Annotated in this window: 19 protein-coding genes and 1 tRNA gene; 10 read left to right on the forward strand and 10 right to left on the reverse strand. The window is 72.1% G+C overall.

Features of this window, described 5'->3' with window-relative positions; genetic code table 11:
• Positions 1–219 precede the first annotated feature (219 nt).
• Both EIW28_RS19100 and EIW28_RS19105 read left to right on the forward strand, forming a co-directional pair.
• Positions 220–292: transfer RNA gene (locus EIW28_RS19100), tRNA-Glu, on the forward strand.
• 216 nt (positions 293–508) lie between these two features.
• Entirely contained in the window at positions 509–871 is a 363-nt protein-coding gene (locus tag EIW28_RS19105) for a 6-pyruvoyl trahydropterin synthase family protein (protein WP_125249304.1), read from the forward strand.
• Between the two features lie 45 nt (positions 872–916).
• On the opposite strand, the gene EIW28_RS19110 is transcribed toward EIW28_RS19105, so the two are convergent.
• Positions 917–3,523, reverse strand: coding sequence for an AAA family ATPase (locus tag EIW28_RS19110; protein ID WP_125249305.1), 2,607 nt, complete (start codon positions 3,521–3,523; stop codon positions 917–919).
• A 248-nt stretch (positions 3,524–3,771) separates the two neighbouring features.
• Entirely contained in the window at positions 3,772–4,698 is a 927-nt protein-coding gene (locus EIW28_RS19115; RefSeq protein WP_125249306.1) for a CPBP family intramembrane glutamic endopeptidase, read from the reverse strand.
• A gap of 301 nt (positions 4,699–4,999) precedes the next feature.
• Between EIW28_RS19115 and EIW28_RS19120 the strand changes: the two genes are divergently transcribed.
• From EIW28_RS19120 to EIW28_RS19150, 7 genes are all read left to right on the forward strand, one after another.
• Positions 5,000–6,019, forward strand: coding sequence for a LacI family DNA-binding transcriptional regulator (locus EIW28_RS19120; RefSeq protein WP_125249307.1), 1,020 nt, complete (start codon positions 5,000–5,002; stop codon positions 6,017–6,019).
• A 28-nt stretch (positions 6,020–6,047) separates the two neighbouring features.
• Positions 6,048–7,325 carry an extracellular solute-binding protein gene (locus tag EIW28_RS19125; RefSeq protein WP_125249308.1) on the forward strand — a complete coding sequence of 426 codons (1,278 nt, stop codon included), beginning with the start codon at positions 6,048–6,050 and terminating at the stop codon, positions 7,323–7,325.
• A 2-nt stretch (positions 7,326–7,327) separates the two neighbouring features.
• Positions 7,328–8,272 carry a carbohydrate ABC transporter permease gene (locus EIW28_RS19130; RefSeq protein WP_125249309.1) on the forward strand — a complete coding sequence of 315 codons (945 nt, stop codon included), beginning with the start codon at positions 7,328–7,330 and terminating at the stop codon, positions 8,270–8,272.
• A 2-nt stretch (positions 8,273–8,274) separates the two neighbouring features.
• A complete protein-coding gene (locus EIW28_RS19135; protein ID WP_125249310.1) occupies positions 8,275–9,171 on the forward strand; it encodes a carbohydrate ABC transporter permease in 897 nt (298 codons plus the stop codon).
• Positions 9,172–9,198: 27 nt separating this feature from the next.
• A complete protein-coding gene (locus tag EIW28_RS19140) occupies positions 9,199–10,140 on the forward strand; it encodes a glycoside hydrolase family protein (protein WP_125249311.1) in 942 nt (313 codons plus the stop codon).
• A complete protein-coding gene (locus EIW28_RS19145; RefSeq protein ID WP_125249312.1) occupies positions 10,137–11,048 on the forward strand; it encodes a carbohydrate kinase family protein in 912 nt (303 codons plus the stop codon). Before EIW28_RS19140 ends, EIW28_RS19145 begins: the two co-directional genes overlap by 4 nt.
• A 107-nt stretch (positions 11,049–11,155) precedes the next feature.
• Positions 11,156–12,688 carry a glycoside hydrolase family 32 protein gene (locus tag EIW28_RS19150; RefSeq protein ID WP_125249313.1) on the forward strand — a complete coding sequence of 511 codons (1,533 nt, stop codon included), beginning with the start codon at positions 11,156–11,158 and terminating at the stop codon, positions 12,686–12,688.
• 52 nt (positions 12,689–12,740) lie between these two features.
• On the opposite strand, the gene EIW28_RS19155 is transcribed toward EIW28_RS19150, so the two are convergent.
• A complete protein-coding gene (locus EIW28_RS19155) occupies positions 12,741–13,151 on the reverse strand; it encodes a hypothetical protein (protein WP_197717370.1) in 411 nt (136 codons plus the stop codon).
• A gap of 233 nt (positions 13,152–13,384) precedes the next feature.
• On the opposite strand from EIW28_RS19155, the gene EIW28_RS19160 reads away from it, so the two are divergent.
• Positions 13,385–14,038 carry an HNH endonuclease family protein gene (locus EIW28_RS19160; RefSeq protein ID WP_125249314.1) on the forward strand — a complete coding sequence of 218 codons (654 nt, stop codon included), beginning with the start codon at positions 13,385–13,387 and terminating at the stop codon, positions 14,036–14,038.
• A gap of 38 nt (positions 14,039–14,076) precedes the next feature.
• On the opposite strand, the gene EIW28_RS19165 is transcribed toward EIW28_RS19160, so the two are convergent.
• From EIW28_RS19165 to EIW28_RS19200, 7 genes are all read right to left on the reverse strand, one after another.
• Positions 14,077–14,589, reverse strand: coding sequence for a DUF4190 domain-containing protein (locus EIW28_RS19165; RefSeq protein ID WP_125249315.1), 513 nt, complete (start codon positions 14,587–14,589; stop codon positions 14,077–14,079).
• A gap of 9 nt (positions 14,590–14,598) precedes the next feature.
• Positions 14,599–14,814 carry a DivIVA domain-containing protein gene (locus tag EIW28_RS19170; protein ID WP_125249316.1) on the reverse strand — a complete coding sequence of 72 codons (216 nt, stop codon included), beginning with the start codon at positions 14,812–14,814 and terminating at the stop codon, positions 14,599–14,601.
• A gap of 92 nt (positions 14,815–14,906) precedes the next feature.
• Complete coding sequence (locus tag EIW28_RS24350) at positions 14,907–17,060, reverse strand: DUF3488 and transglutaminase-like domain-containing protein (RefSeq protein WP_158630466.1); 2,154 nt, start codon at positions 17,058–17,060, stop codon at positions 14,907–14,909.
• Positions 17,057–18,325 (reverse strand): DUF58 domain-containing protein, encoded by a 1,269-nt coding sequence (locus EIW28_RS19185; RefSeq protein WP_125249317.1) that lies wholly within the window; start codon positions 18,323–18,325, stop codon positions 17,057–17,059. Before EIW28_RS19185 ends, EIW28_RS24350 begins: the two co-directional genes overlap by 4 nt.
• Positions 18,322–19,302 (reverse strand): AAA family ATPase, encoded by a 981-nt coding sequence (locus EIW28_RS19190; protein WP_125249318.1) that lies wholly within the window; start codon positions 19,300–19,302, stop codon positions 18,322–18,324. The genes EIW28_RS19185 and EIW28_RS19190 overlap by 4 nt, the downstream gene beginning before the upstream one ends.
• A gap of 57 nt (positions 19,303–19,359) precedes the next feature.
• Complete coding sequence (locus EIW28_RS19195) at positions 19,360–21,993, reverse strand: fibronectin type III domain-containing protein (protein WP_125249319.1); 2,634 nt, start codon at positions 21,991–21,993, stop codon at positions 19,360–19,362.
• 395 nt (positions 21,994–22,388) lie between these two features.
• Positions 22,389–23,480, reverse strand: a complete 1,092-nt coding sequence (locus tag EIW28_RS19200) for a DUF1611 domain-containing protein (RefSeq protein WP_125249320.1) — start codon at positions 23,478–23,480, stop codon at positions 22,389–22,391.
• Between the last annotated feature and the right edge of the window lie 68 nt (positions 23,481–23,548).

Below are 23,548 nucleotides of genomic sequence, written 5' to 3' on the forward strand. Positions count from 1 at the left end.
GCGCCGCGGCCGCGGCCGCGGCGCGTTACAGTCGCTCGGCGGGCCGGGCCCGGCGCAACGGGGGTACACCTGAACAGGTGTCGGCGCCGGTCCGGCCCGCCGCTTCGCGAACCAGTCGAGGTAGGCCACATCACAAGCGATATCCCGGTTGCGGACCCCTCCGGAGTACCATGTAAAGTTGTCGTCGTTGCCGCGGCAAGCCGCGAACGACAAGGCCAAGCTCCCGTCGTCTAGGGGCCTAGGACGCCGCCCTCTCAAGGCGGAAACGGCGGTTCGAATCCGCTCGGGAGTACAAGTAGAGAAACAGCTCAGAAGCCTCGGCATTGCCGGGGCTTCAGTGCTGTCAGGCCCCCGCGGCCGGAACTCCCCGGTCCGGGCCGCTCCCGTCGCCTGCCGAGCCGGGCGGCGTCGCCTTCCCGGTACAGGTCATCCGGGTAGGACTCCGCCGGGCGTGCTGTTCTGGAATGATCTACGCATCACTCCCGAACGGCATGAGACTGGAGCTGCCGTGCTGACGATCACCAAGGAGTTCCACTTCTCGGCCTCCCATGTGCTCGAAGGGCTGCCGAAGTGGCATCCGTGCGCTCGCATGCACGGCCACAACTACGTGGTCGTCCTCGAGCTGTCCGCTCCCGACGACAAGCTCGTCCCGCCCGGTTTCGTGCGGGATTACCGCGATCTGGACGGCTTCAAGCAGTGGATGGACAAGACCCTCGATCATCGGCACCTGAACGAGGTGGTGGAGGTGCAGCCCACGTCCGAGCTGCTCGCCCGCTGGATCTTCGACCGCTGGATCGGGGAGTTCCCGGAGCTGACCGCGGTCAGGGTGCATGAGACGCCGAAGACGACCGCGGAGTACCGGCCCGGCTGACCGGACCATCGGTCGGGGACCGGGGACGATCGGTCGGTGCCCGGCTCAGGAGGCGACGCCCTCACCATCCCGGATCCAGGTGTTCAAGCCCGGAGCGGCCTCGAACCGCCGCCGGAGGTCCGCGCCCTCGATCGACGCCGCCTTTCGAGCGAGCTCGGCCCGCGCGCGCTCCAGGAGCGTTGCCGCCTCCTCGTGCTGCTCGCCGGCGCTCAAGATGACGGCGGCGTGGTAGTACACCTCCTCGCTGCGCAGCGCCGGCTGCGGTCCCTTCTCGTTCAGCAGTCGCAGGCTGTCGAGGGCGCACTTCACCGCCTGCTCGGTCTCGTTGCGCGCCAGAGCGATCCGGGCCAGGAGCAGGTGTGCGGCGATTTCAGAGCGAACCATGCCGCTCTTGCGCGTCTCCTCGACCGTGCCGCGCGCGAAGCGCTCGGCCGCGTCGAGTCGACCCGCCGTGAGCGCCTCCTGCGCGTAGAGGTTGCGGACGATCGGGACGAGGTTGAGCAGCCAGGTCCGCTCGGTCTCCGCCCACGCCTCCTCGAGCAGCTCGGCGACCCGCTCCGCCGGCTCGCCCAGTGCGGCGAGTGCTGAAGCGAGCAGGGCCGTGTTGTAGGCGTGCCAGCCGGAGTCCCCGCCGCGGTCGGCCTCGAGGTCGCGGGCTTCGTGCAGCAGCTGGACGGCGCCGGCCAGGTCACCGAGGCAGATGCGAAGCTGCGCAAGGTAGTTCAGGGCGATCGGCAGTTCGGTCCGATTGGATTGCAGCCGGAGGCGCCGCACGGCGCGTTCGAGTCGGTCCGAGGCGTCGCCGAGGCGGCCCGAGTCGAAGAGGCTGATGCCGTACTGGATCTCTCCGAGGTTGCGGCTGTGCACCAGCACCGGGTCGTCGCTGTCGCGGATCCGGGCGTCCTCGACCCGCATGCGCTCGGCTTCGGCCAGCTGGGCTTCCCCTTCCGCGAGGTTCCGCTTCGACGCCTGCCGGCCGTACTCGATCTTCGCCACGTACAGCGTCAGCGGGTCGTCGAGGGCTTCGGCGCGCGTCACGGCCAGGTGCAGCCGTTCGAGGCCGTGTTCCAGCCCTTCGGTCGCCATGAGGGTCTTGCCTCGCAGCATGGTGGCGCGGACCAGCAGCGCCGGGTCGCCCAGCCGTTCGGCGGCGGTCTCCGCCTGTGCCGCGAGCCGGTCGGTGTCCCGCTCCCCGGTGGCCTCGACGCGCCCTTTCCAGCGCACCTCGGACAGCGAGAGGTGCAGGAGCACCGCCTTCACGATTCGCTCGTCGCGTCCGGGCGCGGACTTTCGGAGTTTCGAAGCGGCGTCGTACGCCTCCCACGAGAGCCATTCGGCGTCGCCCAGGGAGAGGTTGACGGCGGCGGCATCCCGGGCGAGCGCGAGGTGGAAATCGCTCGACTCGGCCCGGCAGTAGTCCTCCGCGGCCCGAAGATGGCGGGCGATCTCCAAGCGCTGCTCGTAGGTCGCGTCCGAGCCCAATCGCCTGATCGCGGCCTGCGCGAGCCGTTCATGGTGCTCGCGGCGCTCGGCATCGCTCTGGGTCGCGTAGACGGCGTGCCACAGCGCCTGGTGCTGGAACCGGTAGTGGTCGGCCCGTTCTCTGAAGGCCCATTCGGGCGGTGCCGATCGCTCGATGAGCGGACTCGACCGGGCCAGGGCGTCCAGGGCGTCGCGAGTCTGACCGCCGTCGACGCCGGCGAGTTCGGCGACGGTGACGGAGTCGAACCAGAAGCCTTGCGCCGCGGCGCGTTTCAACAGTCTCCGGTCCTCTGACTGCATCTCGGGCTGCGCTTCGAGCCATGCCTCCAGGGACTCGGGGAGGACCGTGGACCGGTCCTCCAGCAGCTTCACGAGGAAGATCGGATGGCCTTGGGTCCGCTGCCCGATCTGGGCCGCGTAGCCCGGGGGCGCCTCCCGGAATTCATGATCCACCAGCTCGGCGACCGCTTCGGCCGGGAGCCCTCCGAGGTTGCGCCGACCGACGAGTCCGTCGACCTCCCAAGTGGGCAGCAGCTGTTCGAGTGCGCTGCCGTCCTTGTGGTGGGGAACCCGCGCGAGCACCAGCCCGACCGGCACCGCGCGGTTGCGCAGCAGGCGTTCGAGCACTTGGAGGCTCAGTTCATCGCAGAAGTGCGCGTCGTCGACGACCAGCACGGTCGGGCGCTTCGCGATGCGCTCGGCGATCGCCTCGGCGATCTTGACCGCGGCCGCCTGCTCGAACGGCAGGAGGCTGTCGAAGGGGATCGCGCCCGACGAGAGCGTGGTCTTCACGGCGTCGGTGCCGATGGCGACCAGAGGCTTGAGCACCGGGACGAACTCGGCGAGGAGCCCGGTGGTCGACTTGGCGACAGCGGCCGCGATCGGCTTCCGCCGCCACCGCCGCGGTGCTCGCGCCTCGAGTTCCAGAAGCAGGTCCACGACGGGCCCGAAGGTCCGGCCCGCACCGATCACCGGGTTGCAGCGCACCGTGAAGATCTCGACGGGAAGCTCTGCGCGCGACCGGCTGAACTCGGCCAGCAGCGCCGATTTCCCCATGCCCGAAGGTCCTTCGAGCACAGCGCATCGAAGCCCCGCGCCACCCGAGATCCCGCGCGCGAACTGCCGCAGCCAGGCGCCCTCTTCGGCGCGGTCGACGAAGAGCACAGACATGGGGGTCCCATCTACTCGAGCACATGTTGCCCTGGAACGGATCGGTCCCTCCACGATAAGGCATCAAACGGACCTGTCAGGTCACGGCGACGAGCGAACCGGACCTTCCGCGGTCGTCGGAGGTCAAGGGCTGTCAGGAGGGTCCGGCGCGGTGCTCGCGCCCGCGCGGCGGTTCGGACGGCTTCGGCCGGCAGGCTCGACACTCGCTCGGCGGCGACGGCCGGGCCGGGGCCTTCGGGCGGTCCGGGTCAGTGCATGGTCGGCGCTGCCGCCGGTGTGTCGCCGGCGGCCGCGGCTCGGCGTTGCCGTTGCCAGCGGGTGCAGGCGATGGCGGTGGCGGCGAGGAGGGTGAGGGCGGCGGGGAGGCCGCCTTCGGTGCCGAAGTCGCCGCCGGTGAGCCAGTCGGCCGATCCGGGCGCGGGGGCGAGGAAGACGAGCGAGGCGGTTTGGGGGTCGCTGCCGGAGACGGGGATGCCGTAGACGTTGCCCATGCCGAAGTTCCATCCGGCGTGGATGCCGCAGACGAGCCACAGCGACCGCAGCGCCAGGGCGGTGAAGGTGGCGAAGAGGGCGTACAAGGTGATGGTGGCGAACGGCAGGGGCTCGACCACGCCGTGGACGAGGGCGAAGATCACCGCGCCCAGGCCGATGGCCAGCCAGCCGGGGAGTCCCTGCGCGAAGCTCTGGAACAGGAAGCCGCGGGTGAGGAGCTCCTCGTTCGCGCCCTGGGCGATGACGGTGGCGGTGAGGGCGACGACGAGCGGGAGGGCCGCGGCGCCGGCGGTCGCGTCCTGCGGGGCGGGCGCGGTCTGATAGGAGCCGGTGGCCCACAGGAACAGGATCGGGACGGAGATCATCGCGAGCCCGACGGCCACGCCGAGGAGCAGCACCAGCAAGCCGCGGCCGGGCCGGCGCAGGCCGAGGGTGGCGATGCGGCGGCGTTCGAACCAGGCGATCCAGGTGAACAGCAGCCCGATCGTGAGCAGGTTCGCGACCGCTTCCTGCACCTGCGCGGCCGGCGAGCCGTCCGGGCCCGGCCAGGCCACGGCGAGGGCGGTCATGACGGCGAGCTGGAAGGCGAAGAGGCCGAGGAAGACGATGATCGCGGCCCACCACACCGTGACGCTCCGACCGGTCGCGGCGTCCTGGATGAACGGATCGGCGCGAAGCGACATGGCACACCTCCGGGACCGCGTCGGACCCGGCCGACGGCACCACGCGGCCCAGATCGGGCCGCGTGGCGACAGTCTAGGCCCGAATCGTCCACATTATTCGCGTTCTTCCGGCTTCGCAGCACATCGCGAACCCGGGTCCGCGCCGTCCGTCCGGGTCCCGGCGGGTGTTGCGGGATTGTGACCGGCGGGTGTTGACTTCGCCGCCGCGCGGCCGTAGATTCTCGGTTAATCGATTAACGCATGCACGTGATGCACGTGCGGCGGTTGAGTTAATCGATTAACTCACGAAGGGAAGTCAACGGTGACCAAGCAGCCCCGACTGGCCGACGTCGCGAAGGCGGCCGGCGTGTCGACCGCGACCGCCTCCATGGCGCTCAACGACACCGGCGGGCGCCGGATCGGCGCCGAGACCCGGGAGCGGGTGCGGGCGGCCGCGGCCGAGCTGGGGTACCGGCCGAACACCGTCGCCCGGGGGCTGCGCACCCGCCGCACCCAGATGATCGGGTTCGTCGGGGACGACGTCGCCACGACCCCCTTCGCGGGCCAGATGATCCGGGGCGCGCACGAAGCGGCCCGCGGGGCCGGGTTCCTCCTGCTCATGGTCGACACCTCGGGCGACCGGGCCGAGACCGAGGAGGCGATCGCCGCGCTCCAGGAGCGCCAGATCGACGGCATCCTGCTGGCCACCATGTACCACCAGGTCATCGAGGTCCCGGAGGGCATCGGCGCGACGCCGCACGTCCTCCTGGACGCCCGCACGCCGGACGGCTCGGCCTCCTCGGTCGTGCCCGACGAGCGCGGCGGGACCCTCGGGGTCCTCGCCGAGCTCACCGGCGCCGGGCACACCCGCATCGGGCACCTGACGACCACCGAGGACGTCGAGGCCCGCGCGATCCGGCTCGCGACCTGGCGCGAGCGCGTCGAGGCCAACGGGCTCGACCCCGCCGACCTGCTCGTCGAGGTCGAGCACGCGCTCACCCTCGACGGCTACGAGGGCGCGATGCGGATGCTCGCGCGGCCGGACCGGCCCACCGCCGTGTTCTGCTACAACGACCGGATGGCGATGGGCGTCTACCGCGCCGCCGCCGAACTCGGCCTGGGCATCCCCGGGGACCTGTCGGTCGTCTCCTACGACGACCAGGAGCTCATCGCCCCCGAGCTCTTCCCCGGCCTCACCTCCGCCGCCCTGCCCCACTACGAGATGGGCCGCTGGGCCGTCCGCGAGCTCCTGCGCCGCCTCGACGACCCCGCCGCCGCGCCCGTCCAGCACCTCATGCCCTGCCCGACGGCCCGCCGGCAGTCCGTCGCGGCCCCTCACTGAAACCCTCGCTGCCCGAATCGGAGTGAACATGCAACGACGCCGCTTCTTCCAACTCGCCGCCGCCTCAGGCGGCGCGGCCCTGGCCGGACCCGCCCTCACCGCCTGCTCGGCCCGGGGCGGCTCGGCCGACGGCGAGCTGCTCCTGTGGAGCCACAACGCCGGGAGCCCCCTCGAGATCGAGGTGACCGAGTCGATCATCGAGGCGTTCAACGGCTCGCAGGACGCGTACACCGCGACCCTCGAGCCGTTCCCGCAGGACGTCTACAACGACACCGTGAACGCCGCCGCGCTCTCGGGCGACCTGCCCGACCTGCTCACCGTCGACGGGCCGAACGTCGCGAACTGGGCCTGGGCCGGGCACCTCCAGCCCCTCGCCCTCGACGCCGCCGTCACCGACCGGTTCCTGCCCTCGGTCCTCGGCCGCTTCCAGGACGAGCTGTACGCCATCGGGCACTGGGAGGCCGCGTGCTCGGTCTTCGCCCGCCAGTCCGTGCTCGAGGCCGCCGGGGTGCGCATCCCCACGATGGAGCAGCCGTGGACCCGCGAGGAGTTCGACGACGCGCTCCTCCAGGTCGCCGGCTCCGGCGGCTACCAGTACGCGATCGACTTCTCCACCGCCGACACCGGCGAGTGGTACCCGTACGCGTTCTCGCCGTTCCTCCAGAGCTTCGGCGGCGACCTCATCGACCGCGAGACCCACCTGAGCGCCGCCGGCGTCCTCAACGGACCCGAGGCCCTCGCCTGGGGCCAGTGGTTCCAGGGCCTGTTCACCAGCGGGCTCGCGAACGTCGAGTCCCCCGGCGGGGCCGAGGACTTCATGCAGGGCAAGGCCGCCATGGCCTTCCACGGCAACTGGGGCGCGCTCGCCGCGGCCGACCTCTACGACGACGTGCTGTACCTCCCGCCGCCGGACTTCGGCGCCGGGCCCAAGATCGGCGGCGGCTCCTGGCAGTGGGCCGTCACCTCCACCGCGGACGGCGCCGGCGCGAACGAGTGGCTCGCCACCGCCGTCTCCGACGAGTACGTGGCCGAGTACGCCAACCGCACCGGCCTCATCCCCGCGACCGACGCCGCCGCCGAGCTCACCGAGCACTACGGCACGGACGGGAAGCTGCGCATGATGGTCGACTACTCGAAGGCGTACGCGGTGCTGCGGCCCGAGACGCCCGCGTACACCGTGATCGCCTCCGTGTTCGGCCAGTACACCGGCGACATCATCCACGGCGGCGACGTCCAGGAGAGCCTCGACGCCATGGTCGCCGAGATCGACGCCGACATCGAGTCCAACGCCGGATACGGGTTCTAGCGATGGCGATCGCCGTCGAACGGCCGGTGGAGGGCGCCGCGCAGGCGGCCCCTCCGCCGCGCCGCCGCAGCCGCTCCCGCGCCGAGCAGCGGGCCGCGACCGCGTTCGCGGTCCCCGGGGTCGTGCTCCTCCTCGTGTTCGTCATCGGGCCGGCGGTCGTCTCGCTCGTGCTGGCGTTCACCAACGCCCGGCTCGTGTCCCCGACGCCGCCGGAGTTCACCGGGCTCGAGAACTTCCAGCGGGCCTTCACCGAGGACGCCCTCTTCCGGCGGTCCCTGCTGAACACCTTCGTGTTCGCGGCCGTCGTCGTCCCGCTCCAGGGCGGGCTCGGCCTCGTCCTCGCGCTCCTGGTGAACCAGCGGATCGCCGGGCGAAACCTGTTCCGCACCATCTACTTCCTGCCGGTGATCACCTCGATGGTCGTCGTCAGCCTCCTGTGGCGCTTCCTCTACCAGGAGGACGGCCTGATCAACTCCGGGCTGTCGCTCCTCACCGGCGGCGCCTGGGCCGGGCAGGCGTGGCTCGCCGAGCCCTCGACCGCCATGGGCGCCATCGTGGTCATGAGCGTCTGGCAGGGCGTCGGCTTCCACATGGTCATCTGGCTCGCGGGCCTCCAGACCATCCCCGAGGAGGTGTACGAGGCCGGCGCGCTCGACGGCGCCACGCCTTGGCAGCGGTTCCGGCACCTGACGCTGCCGCTCCTCAAGCCCACGTTCGTGTTCGTGCTCATCACCATCACGATCGCCGCGATGAGCCTGTTCGTGCAGGTCAACATCATGACCGGCGGCGGCCCCGTGGGCTCGACGAGCACGCTGGTGCTCCAGATCGTCCAGAAGGGATTCCAGCAGCAGCAGATGGGCTACGGCGCCGCGCTCTCGCTGGTGTTCTTCTGCATCGTGCTCGCTCTCGCGCTCCTCCAGCGGCGCCTGACCCGGGACGGGGACTGACCATGGCGACCTACCGGGCTCCGGCGGACCGCCGCCGCGCGTGGACGTACGTCCCGATGACCGCGCTCGCCGCGTTCTTCCTGTTCCCCATCGTGTTCATGCTCGCGGCGAGCCTGAAGACCGACCACCAGATCTTCGCCGACATGGACTCGGTGCGGGCGTTCCTGCCCGTCGGCGACCTCTCGTTCGCGAACTACGCGGCCGTGTTCGACCGGGTCCCGTTCTGGCGGTTCCTCGGCAACACCCTGCTCGTGACGGCCGCGGTCACCGCGCTCGGCCTGGTCGTGAACTCCATGTGCGGGTACGCGCTCGCCCGGATGCGCTGGCGCGGCAGGGGACTCGTGTTCGGCCTCGTCATCGCGACCCTGATCCTGCCGTTCGACACCACGATCGTGCCGATGGTGTACCTCGTGGCGAACCTCCCCTGGATCGGGTTCGACGGGCTCACGCCGGTCCTCGAGTTCGGCTGGCTGAACACCTACCGGGTGCAGATCGTCCCGTTCATCGTGAACGCCTTCTCGATCTTCCTGTTCGCGCAGTACTTCAAGAGCCTGCCCAAGGGCCTCGAGGAGGCCGCCGCGATCGACGGCGCCGGATGGCTGCGCACCTACTGGCGGATCATCGTGCCGCTGTCCAAGCCGGTGTTCGCGACCGTCGCGATCCTGACCGTGGTCACCTCCCCCGCGACGTGGAACGCCTACCTGTGGCCGCTCATGACCGTGCAGAGCGAGGAGCTGCGCCCGGTCATGGTCGGCGTCCAGTACTTCTTCCAGCTCGACACCGCCTGGGGCGAGGTGATGGCCTACATCAGCATGATCACGCTGCCGATGGTCGTCGTCTTCCTCGTGTTCCAGCGCGCGTTCATCCAGTCCATCGCCTCCGCGGGCATGAAGGACTGACCTCCCCCCACCATCGAGAGGACGACAATGCTCAAGCTCGCCGACCACTGGGTCTGGGACTCCTGGTACGCGACCGACGACGAGGGGCTCCACCACGTGTTCTTCCTGCGCGCCTCCCGGGCGCTCCAGGAGGAGGGGCGCCGCCACCAGCGCGCCTCGATCGGGCACGCCGTCTCCCGCGACCTCGCGGACTGGACCCTCATGCCGGACGCGCTCGTCTGCGACGACGCCCCCGCCTGGGACGACCAGGCCACCTGGACGGGCTCGGTGGTGCGGGAGGACTCGGGCCGGTGGCGCATGTTCTACACCGGCGTCTCCCGCGCCGAGGACGGCAAGGTGCAGCGCATCGGCTCGGCCGTCTCCGACGACCTGGTCTCCTGGACCCGCCTCCCCGGACCGCAGGTCGAGGCCGACCCGCGCTGGTACGAGCGGTACTCCGCGGACTCGGACTGGTTCGACGAGGCGTGCCGCGACCCGTGGGTGTACCGCGAGGGCGGCGAGTGGCGGATGCTGTTCACCGCCCGCACCGAGGGGCTCGAGCCGGCCCGCGAGCGCGGCGTCGTGGGCCGGGCCCGCTCCGCCGACCTCGACGAGTGGGAGGTGCTGCCGCCCCTGAACCGTCCCGACGCGCTCGGGTTCGGGCAGATCGAGGTGACGCAGCTGCACCGCGTCGACGGGCAGTGGCTGCTGCTGTTCTGCTGCGGACGGGGCGAGGCGTCCGACGCGCGGCGCGCGCTCGGCGAGGCCGGCGACAACTACGTGGTGCCCGTGGAGCTGCCGCTCACGGGGGTCGACATCGCGAAGGCGCGCCCGTTCGCGCACGAGAGCCTGTACGCCGCAAGGCTGCACGACGTGGACGGGCGGACGGTTATCATCGGCTTCCGCAACATCGAGGACGGCGGGTTCGTCGGCGAGATCGCCGATCCGATCCCGGTCCGCTGGGACGGGGAGAGGCTGGTGCGCGCATGATCGGCGTCGTCGGGGAGGCCCTGGTCGACCTGGAGGTCGGGTCCGACGCCCGCCATCCCGTGGCGCACCCCGGCGGGAGCCCCATGAACGTCGCGGTCACCTTGGGGCGCTTGGGGACCGAGACGGCGTTCCTGGGGCGGCTGTCCGCCGACGCGTTCGGGAGGCTGCTGCGGACGCACCTGGCCGAGTCGGACGTGGACCTGCGCTGGATCGTGGACGCGGCGGAGCCGACGAGCCTCGCGATCGTGTCGGTGGCCCCCGACGGGTCGGCGGCGTACGCGTTCCACACCGAGGGGACCGCCGACTGGGGGTGGTCCTCGGACGAGCTGCCGCGCGACCCGGGCCTGGACGCGGTCCACGCCGGTTCGCTGGCGCTCGCGCTGGAGCCGGGCGGGCCGGTCCTGGAGCGGTGGCTCGCGGGGCTGAGCACGGGCACGACGGTCAGCCTGGACCCGAACGTGCGCCCGGCCCTGCTGGGCGACCGGGACGCGTACCGGGAGCGGCTGGAGCGGTGGCTCGCGTTCGCGTCGATCGTGAAGGTCTCGGACGAGGACCTGGCGTGGATCTGGCCGGGCGAGGAGCCGGAGGCGCTGGCCGAGACGTGGATCGCGAAGGGGCGCAAGCTGGTCGTGATCACGCGCGGCGGGGACGGCGCGCAGGTGTGGGCCGGCGGCGAGTCGTTCGCGGTGCCGGCCGCGCCGGTGGACATGGTGGACACGGTGGGGGCCGGGGACTCCTTCAGCGGGGGCCTGCTCGACTGGCTCGGCCGCCGCGGGCGGCTGCGCCGCGAGGACCTCGGCGCGCTGACGGCCGCCGAGGCGCGCGAGGCGGTCGCGTTCGCGTCGCGGGTGGCGGCGGTGACGTGCTCGCGCGCGGGCGCGAACCCGCCGCGCCGGTCCGAACTGTGAGGGGCCGCGGGGTTAACCCGATTAACCACTGACATTCATAGATTTAACTACTTTTAACTCTTTACGCTGATGAATGTCAATTCCGCTTTCCCCCGTTTGGAGCGACGATGCTGCGAACCTCCCGCAGGAACCTCTTCCAGGCCGCCGGAATCGGCGCGGCCGCCGGCCTCATCGGACTCCCGGCGGCGGCGCAGTCCGCGTCCTACCGGCCCGTCTACCACTTCTCGGTGCCGGACCACTGGAAGAACGACCCGCAGCGGCCGATCTACGTGAACGGCCGCACCCACTACTACTACCTGTACAACAAGGACTATCCGGCGATGGGCACCGGCACCTCCTGGCGCCTCGCCGCCACCGACGACGACGTCGCGTTCGAGGACCTCGGCACCGCCATCCCGAAGGAGTCGAACCCGAACGGCTCCATCTGGTCGGGGTGCATGGTCGTGGACGAGGCGAACACGGCCGGCTCCGGCGCGGGCGCGATCATCGCCGTCGCCACGCAGGAGGACCGGTTCGCGACCGCGCCGCACCGGCAGGCCCAGTTCCTGTTCCACTCCACCGACGGCGGCCGCACCTTCGCCCGCCACGAGCCCGCCGTCCTCCCCAACCCCGGCGTGGTCGACTTCCGCGACCCGAAGATCGTGTGGGACGCGGCCCGCTCCCAGTGGGTGATGGCGCTCGCCGAGAACGACAAGATCGGCTTCTACACCTGCACCGACCTCAAGAGCTGGAAGTACACCGAGGGCTTCATCCGCGGCGGCATGGGCGTCTTCGAATGCCCCGACCTGTTCTGGATCGAGTCGGCGACCGGCCCGGGCCGCTGGGTGCTCGGCGCCAGCGCCAACACCAAGGGCTCGGGCGGGCCCGCGACCTACGCGTACTGGACCGGGCAGTGGAACGGCACCACGTTCGTGCCCGACCGGCCCGAGCCGAAATGGCTGGACCACGGCTGGGACTGGTACGGGGCCGTCACCTGGGAGCGGCGCACCGGCGGGCAGGTCGACCCGCGGACCCGCCTCGCGATCGGGTGGATGAACCACTGGGACTACCCGTTCACCACGCCCTCGTGGGAGGCGGACGGGTTCAACGGCGCCGACTCGATCGTGCGCGAGGTCAAGCTGCACTGGTACAGCGCGACGGAGTGCGCGCTGCTGTCGGCGCCGGTGCGGACCCTCGGCGAGCGCGCCTCGCGCCGCGTCGAGCTCGGGGACGTGGCCGTGGACGGCGTCCTCCCGCTCGACTACCGGGGCCGGGCCTACGAGGTCCGCACCCGCGTCACGTGGGGCTCGCTCGCCAACGCGGGGTTCCAGCTGCGGCTCTCGCCGGACGGCGCGCGGCACGTCGACGCCGGCGTCTACCCCGCCGGCGGCTACGCCTACCTCAACCGCGGCTACACCGGCAGCCCGGACACCACCGGCCGGTGGCGGGAGAGCCGCACGCCCTTCGACGCGGCGCGGCGCTCGGTCGACCTGCGCATCCTGGTCGACAACCTCTCCGCGGAGGTGTTCCTCAACGACGGCCGCTACGCGCACACCAGCCTCGTCTTCCCCGAACCGGGCGACGACCGGCTCGCGCTCTACACCGACGGCGGCCCGGCGGTCTTCAACGACCTCGTGATCACCGAGTTCGACCCGGTCTAGGCCCGCACGGCGACAGGCCCGGCCGCGGTGCGGCCGGGCCTGTCGCGATGCCCTAGGGCGCCTTGACGACCGACGCGGCGGTGGCCTTGACCTCGTGGAGGCCAACGCGGCCGAAGGGGTCGCGGACCTCGACGGCGAGGCCGGGCGCGAGGAGGCGGGCGACCTCGTGCTCGCCCGCGACGCCGTCCTCGCCGTACGGCTCGCCCTTCCAGTCGTCGCCGCGCTCGTGGTACTCGGCGAGGAAGGCGCGGAGCGCGTCGAGGTCGGCGAGGCCCTCCCCGCGCATGGCCTGGACCTGGAGGTCGACGCGCCACGCGCCGTCGGGCAGCTGCGTCTCCCAGACGCGCTGGACGAACGCGACGCCGCCCCATTCGAACTCGAAGTCGGAGGCGGCCCCGAGGCGGTCGGGCAGGTACCCGACCGCGAGGCCGCCGATGTGCGTTTCCCGGCTGCTCACAGTCATGCCTCCATTGTAGGTATTCGCCCGAATCATGGCCTGTAGTCGGTTGATCCGGCTTGTCCGTGAATCAACGCTTGCGTAAGTTCGCCATGTCTTGTGGGTAAAAGATGGGGTTCACCCCTTGCGGCCCAGTGACATCCCATGATTCGATGATCCCGGTCGGCACCGCATTCGCGGCCTTCGATCCATGTACCCCGGCAGACGCAGCGTCCACCCTCCCCCACAGGAGCTTCCCCATGCAGACCCTCAAGCGCGCGGCGGCGGTCCTCTCGTCGGCCGCGCTCGCCGTGCTCACGGTGCTCGTCCTCGACACGTCCCCGGCGGAGGCGGTGCGGCCGCCGGGCATCCCGTCCCTGGCGACCGCGCAGTCCGAGCTGAACCAGCTGACCGTGGCCTCGGAGTCGCACGGCGACACCTACGACCGGGACCTGTTCCCGCACTGGAGCGCGGTCAGCGGCACCGGCGGGTGCACCGCCCGCCAATACATCCTCAAGCGCGACGGCCAGAACGTCGTCACCTCCGACGGCTGCCAGCCCACCTCCGGCCGCTGGCAGTCCGACTTCGACAACGTCTGGACCACCTCGGTCTCCAACGCCACCATCGACCACGTCGTGGCCCTCTCCGAAGCGTGGGCCTCGGGCGCCTACGCCTGGACCACCGCCCAGCGCCAGGCCTTCGCCAACGACATCAACTCGCCGCAGCTGTGGATCGCCACCACCGCCGCGAACTCGTCCAAGAGCGACCACGACCCCGCCGAGTGGATGCCGTCCAACACCTCCGTGCGCTGCGACTACGTCAAGGCCTGGACGCACGTGAAGTACCTCTACAACCTTACGGTCGACTCCGCCGAGAAGTCCGCGATCCAGTCGCACCTGACGAACTACTGCTGAGCGGCGGGAGGCGCCCCGGGTCCCGGGGCGCCTCCGCCTCACATGGTCGCGGCGAGGGAGATGAGGCCGACGATGGCCGCGAACGCGAGCGCGACGATCGCGATGATGAGGCCGGTGAGCGCGACGCCCTTGCCGGAGACGCCGCCCTGGGCGGCCCGGATCTGGCGGCGCGCGTAGATCGCGAGGAACAGCGAGCCGAGCCCGAACAGGGCCGCGGACATGAAGAAGGTCAGCCCGGCCAGCGGGCTGAACGCGGCGAACAGCAGCCCCGGGACGGCGCCGAGCACCGCGCCGATGCCGGCCACCAGCGATCCGACCGCCGGCCCGGACGGGATCGGCTTGAGGCGCGGCTGCACGATGGCGAAGCCGTCGATGGTCACCGGCGCCGGGGCGGACCAGTACGGGTGGGCGGCGTAGAACGGCGGGGCCTGCGGGTACGGCTGCGGGTGGCCGTAGACCGGCGGGCCCGGCTGGACGGGCTGCATGTGGGCCTGGTGCACGGGAGCCGGGGGCGGCTGAAGTTGAGGATGGTACGGATCCTGCGAGGTCACGTCCCCAGACTATCCGCCGCGGAGCGTCCTCGCGACCTCGGCGAAGTACTCGTCCACCTCGCCGGTGTCGTAGCCGCGCAGGGTCAGCTGGAATCCCATGTTCGTGAGCGAGTCGGGGTGGGGCGGGGCTCCCGCTTCCGTGGCGGTGCGGATGCGGGCGACCGCACGGTCGACTTGGGCGCGGTCGTATCCGCGGAAACGGACAGAGAAGAAGGGGTTCTCCATACGTCACAGTCTGCCAGGTCAGCGCCACGCTTTGGGATCGGCCCACCTCAAGGTGAATTTGTGGGGAAATATCAACTTCTTACGGGCGCAATTCAAGTGAGCAAACGTTTCCAGCGTTTCACCTGGTGCCGGATGGACCGCGGATAGGCGGCGGCGATCGCGGCCGCCGCGCGGGCGTCCTCCTCCGACACCGCCTGGGGCGCGAACGCGGCGGCGTTCACCAGCCGCGGCAGGGTCCCGATCTCGCCGTTCAGCGGCGACAGCCGCGAGGCGGCCTCCTCGGCGTTCGCGTGACCGGGGACCTTGACGCCCGCGCGGGCGGCCGCGGCGAGGACCTCGGCCCACGCCCCGGCGACCCGGTCGGCCGGGCTCCCGCGCCCGAGCCGGCGGCGGCGCCGCAGGGCCCGCCTCGCCTTGAGCACCAGCGGCGCGCACGCCAGGAGCAGCGCCCCGAGCGCGTACCAGGCCCACACCGGGAGCCCGCCGGCGTCCCGGGTCAGCTCGTCGTTGAAGTCCCCCTCCTGTTCGAGGGACTCGTCGTTGAAGTCCTCGGCCTCGCCGCCGCCCCCGGTGTCCTCCTCGGGGGTCGGCGTCTCCTCCTCCAGCTGCTCGAGGGTGTCCTCGGGCGGCGTCGGCACCGCGTCGGGCGCCGGCATCGGGTCGAAGCGGACCCAGCCGACGCCGTCGAAGGCGATCTCGGGCCAGGCCGAGGCCTGCGCGGCGGTGACGGTGCTGGACCCGCCCGGCACCTCGAAGCCGACGACGACGCGGGAGGGGAGGCCGACGAGGCGGGCGATGATCGCGTACGCGGCGGCGAAGTGCTCGCTGGTGCCGCGCTGCCCGCCCGCGTCGGCGGGGCTCCCGAGGAAGAACCCGAGCGCGGGCAGGTCGTGCCCGGAGGGCGCCTCGGGGTTGTACGCGTAGTGCTGGGCGAGGAAGTCCGCGAGCCCCTGGGCGCGCGCGTAGGGCGTGTCGTAGGTGGTGTTCACGTAGTCGGCGATCGTGGCCATGATCTCGGGCGTCCCGAGCGGGACGGCGACCGTGGCCGGGTCGGCGAGGTCGGGCCGGGCGGTCTCGGCGGCCGCGGGGTCGACGGTGGTGAGCGCGGACTCGACGTGGTAGGTCGAACCGGTCGCGAGGCCGTCGGGGGTGAGCAGGCAGCGGCTGTCGAGGTTGACGGCGATCGGGAGGCCGGTCAGGGTCGCGGGGTCGGCGGCGGCGGGCACGAGCTTGCCGCCGAGGCCGATGATCTCGATGTCGGCGCTGAAGTCCGCCTCGCCGCTGCCGGGGATCACGGTCCCGGCGGTGCGGAAGTCGCCGGCGACCTGCCAGGTGGTGCCGTCGTACTCGGTGAGCACGGCGAGGCGCATGAGCGAGTCGGCGGTGGTGTCGGCCGTGAACAGCTCCTGGTCGGGGTATTTGGACCAGGCGGCGATCCGCACGAGCGGGTTCAGGTCGATGTCGGTGAGCTGCGGGGGCTCGACGTACTCGCGCGGGTCGCCGGGGCTGGCCGTGACGAGCCGCGCCGCGGCCGGGCCGAGGAGCGCGACGGCCGCGAGCAGCACGCAGGTGGTGACGACCGCGCCCATGAGCGCGGGCGCCTTCGAGGGCGCGGGGCCGTCGACGACGGCGTCGCTGTCGGGGCGGCGCTCGGGCGGGGCGGCGGTGACGGCGAGCGCGGCGGCGGCGAGGACGCAGAACGCGACCGCGGTGGCGGTGCCGCCGTCGGCGTTCGGGCCGACGAGGTAGAGCCCGGCGCCGTAGAGGAGGACCGGCGGCAGGCAGCCGAGGAGCGTGCGGCCGTAGCGGATCGCGAACTCGCACGCGAGGGTCGCGGCGAGCCACGCGAGGAAGACCGGGACGACGACCGTGTCGGGGGCGGGCTCGACGGGGATGAGCGCGGTCAGCGTGCGCGGCACGGCGTTCACGAGGGCGTCGACGATCGTGGCCGGGAGCGGTTCGCGGCCGTCGGTGGTGAGCGCGATGGCGCCGAGCAGGTACGCGGCGAGGCCCACGAGCGAGGCGCTCGGGGCGAGGAACGCGGGCCGGTTGCGGAGGGCGAACCCGATCGCGAAGGCGGCGAACGCGGCCCCGGCGACGAGGAGGACGAGGAGCTGCCCGTGGTACACGCGGGCGGCGACCGTCCCGGCGAGCGCGCACATGAGGGTGAGGCACGCGGCGACGGCGGCGACGCGCAGCCGGTAGCGGGTGCGCCGGCGCCGGACCGGGGTCGCGACGGCGCTCACAGGCGCGTCCCGCCGTTGTTCCAGGCGGCGGCGAACTGCTCGCCGTCGGCGGCGCGCACGGTCGGCAGGCCGCCGGCGAGGGTCGCGGAGGCGGGGAGTCCGGCGGCGAGGTGCACGGCGATGACCGTCGGATAGGCCCGCTTGAGGAGCGCGAGGCGGTCGGTGGGCGGCTCGGTCCCGGTGATCCACACGAGCGTGTCGCCGTAGCGGGCGGCGGTGAGCCGGGCGACGTACGCGTCGAGGCCGTCCTTCGCGTCCGGCGCGAGCTCGGCGAGGAGGTCGCCGTAGGAGTCGCGGCCGGCCCCCGAGACCGTCGCGCCCGAGGCGGGGACGAGCGCGGCGTGGTACTCGGCGCGGAAGCACGCGGTGAGGACCGAGTACGCCGCTTCGCAGGCGGCCTCGAACGCGTCGGGCACCTGCACGCCCGGCAGGGCGGGCCAGGACTCGGCGCGGTCGTCGATGGCGATGGCGACGGTGGGCAGGGAGGTGTCGAGGTGCTCCTTGACCATGAGCTTCCCGATGCGCGCGGAGGTGCGCCAGTGGACGTGGCGCAGCTCGTCGCCGATGACATACTCGCGGAGGGCGTGGAACGTGAGCGAGCCCTGCTCGACCTTGTCGGCGGTGCCTTCGAGCGACCGGGCGAGGCCGTCGGGAGTGCGGCCGAGCTGGTGCAGGCGCGGATGGACCCACAGGCGCGCGCTGGGCCCGAAGTTCCCGGCGGTCGCGGCGAGGCCGAGGAGGTCGCGCTTGCCGATGCCGAGGGGCCCGGCGTCGACGACGCCGCGGCGCTCGGCGCGGATGGTGTAGCTGGCGCCGGCGCTGCGGCCGGGGCGCAGGCGCGCGAGCGGGACGGCGACGCGGCGCGTCTCGATGCCGGTGCCGCCGTAGGCGTCCACGGCGCGGGCGTTGACCGCGCGCCAGCGCCCGGCGTTGCGGACGGTGAGCGCGACGGTCGCGGTGTGCCCGGCCGAGACGCGGTCGGGGGTGACGGTGCGCTCGACTTCGAGGCGGGGCCGGGCGGCGATGACCGATCCGGCGGCGACGCACGCGAGGGCCGCGGCGGCGCCGACGGCCGCGAGCTCGGGGTAGCCCCAGAGCCAGCCGGAGGCGATGAGCGCGGCGGCGGCGATCGCGAGGCCGACGCCGCGGGAGGTGACGGGCACCGCGAGCAGGCGTTCGCCCAATGTGGACCGGGAAGCCGCGGCATCCTGGGGAGGGGCGGCCGGCGCGGCCTCGCTCATGCCGCCGGGGCGGTCGGCGCTCATGCCGCCGGGGACGGCAGCGGCACCGGGACCTGGTCGAACGCGTCGGCGACGACCTGGAGCCCGGTGGCCCCGCGCATCGCGGCGTCGGGGGCGAGCTGGATGCGGTGCGCGAAGACCGGTCCGGCGAGGGCCTTCACGTCCTCGGGGATGATGTAGCCGCGGCCCTGTGAGAGCGCGAAGACGCTGGCGGCCCTGGTGAGCGCGATGAGCCCGCGGGGGCTGACGCCGACGGCGACCTGCGGGTGGCTGCGGGTGGCGTTGGCGAGCTGCACGAGGTACGCGTACAGGGGCTCGGCGATGTAGACGTGCTTGGCGAGCTCGGCCATCTGCGCCACGGCCTCGGTGTCGAGGACCGGGGGCAGGTGCTCGGGGCTGCGCTGGTGGGTGCCGCGCAGGACCTCGATCTCGGCGGCCTCGACCGGGTAGCCGACCGAGAGCTTCACGAGGAAGCGGTCGAGCTGGGCCTCGGGGAGGCGGTAGGTGCCGTCCATCTCGACGGGGTTCTGGGTGGCGACGACGAGGAACGGCAGCGGCACCTGGTGCGGGCGGCCGTCGACGGTGACCCGGCCCTCCTCCATGACCTCCAGGAGCGCGGACTGGGTCTTGGGGCTGGCGCGGTTGATCTCGTCGGCGATGACGATGTTCGCGAACACCGGGCCGGGATGGAACTCGAAGGCGCCGCTGGCCTGGTTGAAGATCGTCACGCCGGAGACGTCGGAGGGCAGCAGGTCCGGCGTGAACTGGATGCGCCGCCACTGGCCGGAGACCGCGGCCGCGATGGCGCGGGCCATCGTCGTCTTGCCGGTGCCGGGCACGTCCTCGAGGAGGATGTGCCCTTCGGCGAACATGGCCGTCAGCGCGAGCCGCACGACCTCCTGCTTGCCGAGCACGACGGTGTCCACCGCGGCGGCGAGCCGCTCGAACGCGGCGGCGAACTGCTCGGCCTGCGCGGCGCCCAGCTGGACCTGCTGCTGCATACGCCTAGGCACCTGCAACGGGTGGGTCTGCTCGGTGTCGTGCATCTTCTGCTCCTGCTAGCACTGCGGGAGGTCCCCGGTGGAGTTCTTACCGACCCCGTCGATGTTGAACCATGTGAACGGGATGTACGCGTTGGAAGCGTAGTCGATCTTGATCCATTTGTTCGAGGCGTCTTTGCCGGGGTGGTAGTCGACCGACTGGCCGCTCTCGGTGCCGCGCGGGTTGATGGTCGCGTCGCCGGTGGTCCAGCAGTAGGCCTTGTAGCTGGTCGGCGTGTTGGTCGTGCCGAGCGAGCCGCTGGACTGGCTGGCCCGCGGGTAGACGCTGACGCCGTCGACGGAGTCGCAGTAGCCGGAGGGCGTGTCGTAGCCCTCGTCGCAGCGGAAGTACACCTTGCCGGTGATGGTCGTGGTCGAGGCGTTGTACGTCGCGGAGGTCGCCTCCCCGGCCGGGTTGGAGATCCGGATCTGGAAGCTGTAGCCCGTCGAGGCGTACAGGCCGGTCACCGCGTACACGTCGGGGCAGGGCTTGGTCTCCTGGTTGACGCCGTCGGCGAGGAGCGTGCACTGGGCGTCGGTGCTGCCGCCGTCGTCGATGGTCAGGGTCAGGTTGACCTGGTTCGCGAGCGACTCGTGTCCGGAGATCTGGACCGAGGGCGCGCTCATCGTGTTCGAGGTGGTCTCGGCCGGCGCGGACTCGCCCGCCTCGTTCACCGCGGTCACGGAGACGCTGACCTGCTCGTTGTTGCCGAAGCCGGACATGCTGGCCGTCGTCCCGCTGGTGACCTCCTGGGTCTGGGTCCCGGCCCGCACGATGTACTTCGTGATGTCGCGGCCGTTGTTCGACGGCTGGTCCCACGAGACGTCGATGGTGCCCGCCGCGGAGCCGGAGCTCTGCGCGAGGAGGTTGCCGGGCGCGTCGGGCACGTTGAACGGCGTGACCGAGTTCGACAGCGGCGAGGGCGCGGAGGCGGCCGCGCCCGCGAGGGCGGTCACCTGGAACGCGTACTGGGTGCCGTAGTCGAGCGAGCCGGCGGTGGTCTTCAGCTCGGTGCCGGTGGCCTGGCCGACGACGGTGCGCTCGCCGGTGCCGGAGACGGACTCGACCTGGTAGCCGGAGATGTCGTTGCCTTCGCCGTCGGCCTCGCCCCACGTCACGGTGACCGTGCCGTCGGGGTTCGCGGTGGCCTGGACCGCGCCGGGGGCGCCCGGCACGTCGGCGGAGGGCGTGATCGACGGCGAGGTGACGGTGTCGCCCTCGCCCTCGGCGTTGTGGGCGGTCACCGTGAACGTGTACGGGGTGCCGTTGTCGAGGTCGGTGATCTCGAGGACGCGCTGGCTCGGGGCGATCTCCCACGTCTCGCCGGCGCCTTCGACGACGTACTTCGTGAGCGCGGAGCCGTTGTTGGGGGCGGCGTCCCACGAGAGGTTGATGAGGCCGTCGCCGACGGTGCCGTCGAGGTTGGTCACCGCGCCGGGCGGGCCGACCTCGGGGGCGGACTCCTCGTCGCCGTTCTCGTCGCCTTCGTCGCCGCCCTCGTCCTCCTCGGTCGGGGGCGCGTCGCCGCCGAGGATGTCGTCGCGGTTCTTCGGGGCGAGGACGGCCTCGCCGTCGGCGGAGACGACCACGGCCGCGTTCGTGTTGACGGCGTTGGCGAACAGGGTGTCGCCGGTGTGGTAGAGCTCGACGGGCCCGCCGCCGGAGTCGATCTCGATGCGCTGGAGCTCGTTGCCCTCCAGGTCGTAGACCCAGACGAGGCCGGAGGCGCCGTCGGGCACGTAGATGCGCTCGTGGAACTCGACGGAGGCGCCGAGGAGCTCGGAGGCGCCGGCGCCGATCGCGAAGCTGCGGGCCTGGTCGTCGTCGACGGTGACGATCGAGGGCGGGTCGGTGACGGTGACCGAGGCGATCGTGCCGGGGCTGGTGTCGGCGGTCTCGGTCGGGCCGGCGAGCTCGATCGCGGTGACGGCGCGGCGGCCGTCGGAGCGGATCGTCGTCATCTCCTTGGCGGTGGAGTTGAGGACGGCCACGCCGTCGCCGAGGACGGTGAGGGCGAGCTCCTGGCGGGGCTCGGCGACGACCTCGGTGTCGAGGGTCTTCGCGCCGGAGTCCTGGGGTTCGATCTGGACGATGGTGCCTTCGCGGGGGACGCCGATCCACAGCTTCCCGTCGGCGTCGAAGGCGCCGCCGGTGAGGCCGGCGGGGAACTTGAGCGGGTCGCCGATCGCGGTGAGGGTCGAGGGGTCGACCTGGTTGACCAGGCCCTGCGTCTGGTCGATGATGAACGCGCCCTCGTCGGAGAGGGCCACGCGCACGCCTTCGCCGGGGGCGGTCTCGGCCGCGCCGGTGATCTCGAGGGTGGAGAGGTCGATCGCGGAGACGTCGCCGGTCGCGATCTCGCGGAGGAGGAGGTGCGAGTCGGTCTGCTCGACCTGCACGGCGTTGCCCATCGCGTCGGTGACGTCGAGCCGCACGTCGGTGGCGGCGGTGAGGCCGTTGACGCGGGCGAGTTCGCCGAGGGGAGTCGTCCACAGCCACATGCTGGCGTCCTCGCCCTCGTTCTCGCGGCTGAACGCGCCGGTGCCGAGGAGGGTGGCGACGAGCGCGCCGACCAGGACCACCGGGAGTCCGACCGCGATGAGCAGGCCCTTGACGTTCAAGCGTCGGGCGTCGACGTTGCGAGTGGTCATAAGGGGGATTTCCTCTGCGCTTCTGGTGCAAGTCTGCGGCTCGCGGGCCGGCGCGGGGTTCGCGCGGACGGGGTGCGGGCGGGGCGGCGCACGAACCCGAGCCTAATTCGCGGGTGCAACTAGGACCAGGCTGCCATTGTCACAAGACGGTATCGGTCTCGGGTGGCCCAAAGTGGCGCAAGCCAGTCAGGTTACCGCCACGTAGCGGCGCGTCGAGGACGGCGCATCGGGGACGGAGCCGCGCCGCGGGCACGGAGATGGCGGTGCACCTGGTCGCCGTCCGGCTCGCGCCGGGGCCGTGCACCGCCCGTCGGGAGGTCTCGTTCTTCGGTTGTCGCGGCGGCGCATTCGAGCTGCGCCGCCGTCGGTCCTGCCAGGTAGTAGGGACGGGTGGGCTAGGCGGCTTCGCCCAGTTCGAGGACGCCGCCGCGGCGGGAGCGCGCGACCCCGGCCATCGCGAGGATCTCGGAGGCCACTTCGGGCGCGGCGAGCTCGTTCGGCGTGTACACCGGCGCGTCCATGCCCGCGACGGCTTCGCGGATGGCGAGCTGGGACTGGGTGAGGCGCCCGGAGGCGGCGATCACGGGCAGGCCCAGGGCGCGCAGGTGCTGGGCGCCGTAGCGGGCGCCGGCCGCGTCGGCGGCGGCGAGGACGACGCCGTCGACGAGTTCGCGCACGACCGGGAACTCGAGCAGCGCCGAGGTCTCGGACTGGAGGATGCCGTCGGCGATCTCCATGACCACGGCGTCGACGTCGTGCGCGGCGGCGTGGTGGTAGAGCGTCTGCGCGAGCTCGGCGAGCTCGGGGACGGGGACGCCCGCGGTGGTGGGGTAGCCGCCGTCGGTGAAGTCGGCGGCGACGACCGCGCCGGAGTCGCGGAACATCCACGGGTCGCCGCCCGCGCCGGTCCCGGTGATCTTGATGCCGGCGACGCGGCGGCCCGAGCGCGACAGGCCCCGGATCACGGACGCGGCGGTGGTGGACTTCCCGGCGTTCATGGAGGTCCCGACGACGCACACCACCGGCGGGTGGTCGCCCAGGCCGAAGGGGGCGAGCACGCTGAAGCGGCGCAGGTCGATCGGGTTCCCCTCGCGGTCGGCGAGGACGCCGATCGGCTCCAAGCGGGTCGGCGGGCGCATGTCGCCGTGCCGGGAGAGGACCTCCCCGGCGACGCCGCCGGCGGCCACGAGGTCGACGGAGGTGCCGAGGACGTCGGGGATGCGGGACTCGTACTGGTCGGGCGCGTAGCGCTCGCCGAAGGCCAGCAGGACCTCGTCCCCCGGGTAGATGGCGGCCTTGCGGCCGGTGGCGAGCTCGAGCCAGTTGTGGTGCCCGATGGCGTCGACCCGTGCGACCAGGATATGGCCGGCGCGGGGCGCGCATTCGTCGACCAGGGTCAGTCCGGGCAATGTCAGGTCGACATTGCGGACCGCATAGGCGACCTTGAGCCGCGAAGCGAGCTCAGCAGAGAACTCACGAATGCGCATGCACACTCCAAAGAGGACAAAAAGGGTGAGCGAGAGGACCCGCTCGAATGGAAGTACACCTGTGGTCC

The organism is Glycomyces terrestris (assembly GCF_003933745.1).
GTDB classification, from domain to species: domain Bacteria; phylum Actinomycetota; class Actinomycetes; order Mycobacteriales; family Micromonosporaceae; genus Glycomyces; species Glycomyces terrestris.

Bases quoted from the DNA above. Each gene is read 5' to 3' on its own strand.
- EIW28_RS19135 (WP_125249310.1), top strand. From the start codon at position 8,275: ATGGCGACCTACCGGGCTCCGGCGGACCGCCGCCGCGCGTGGACGTAC.
- EIW28_RS19200 (WP_125249320.1), bottom strand. From the start codon at position 23,480: ATGCGCATTCGTGAGTTCTCTGCTGAGCTCGCTTCGCGGCTCAAGGTC.
- EIW28_RS19195 (WP_125249319.1), bottom strand. From the start codon at position 21,993: ATGACCACTCGCAACGTCGACGCCCGACGCTTGAACGTCAAGGGCCTG.
- EIW28_RS19145 (WP_125249312.1), top strand. From the start codon at position 10,137: ATGATCGGCGTCGTCGGGGAGGCCCTGGTCGACCTGGAGGTCGGGTCC.
- EIW28_RS19160 (WP_125249314.1), top strand. From the start codon at position 13,385: ATGCAGACCCTCAAGCGCGCGGCGGCGGTCCTCTCGTCGGCCGCGCTC.
- EIW28_RS19125 (WP_125249308.1), top strand. From the start codon at position 6,048: ATGCAACGACGCCGCTTCTTCCAACTCGCCGCCGCCTCAGGCGGCGCG.
- EIW28_RS19170 (WP_125249316.1), bottom strand. From the start codon at position 14,814: ATGGAGAACCCCTTCTTCTCTGTCCGTTTCCGCGGATACGACCGCGCC.
- EIW28_RS19110 (WP_125249305.1), bottom strand. From the start codon at position 3,523: ATGTCTGTGCTCTTCGTCGACCGCGCCGAAGAGGGCGCCTGGCTGCGG.
- EIW28_RS19115 (WP_125249306.1), bottom strand. From the start codon at position 4,698: ATGTCGCTTCGCGCCGATCCGTTCATCCAGGACGCCGCGACCGGTCGG.
- EIW28_RS19130 (WP_125249309.1), top strand. From the start codon at position 7,328: ATGGCGATCGCCGTCGAACGGCCGGTGGAGGGCGCCGCGCAGGCGGCC.
- EIW28_RS19140 (WP_125249311.1), top strand. From the start codon at position 9,199: ATGCTCAAGCTCGCCGACCACTGGGTCTGGGACTCCTGGTACGCGACC.
- EIW28_RS19185 (WP_125249317.1), bottom strand. From the start codon at position 18,325: ATGAGCGCCGACCGCCCCGGCGGCATGAGCGAGGCCGCGCCGGCCGCC.
- EIW28_RS19155 (WP_197717370.1), bottom strand. From the start codon at position 13,151: ATGACTGTGAGCAGCCGGGAAACGCACATCGGCGGCCTCGCGGTCGGG.
- EIW28_RS19150 (WP_125249313.1), top strand. From the start codon at position 11,156: ATGCTGCGAACCTCCCGCAGGAACCTCTTCCAGGCCGCCGGAATCGGC.
- EIW28_RS19190 (WP_125249318.1), bottom strand. From the start codon at position 19,302: ATGCAGCAGCAGGTCCAGCTGGGCGCCGCGCAGGCCGAGCAGTTCGCC.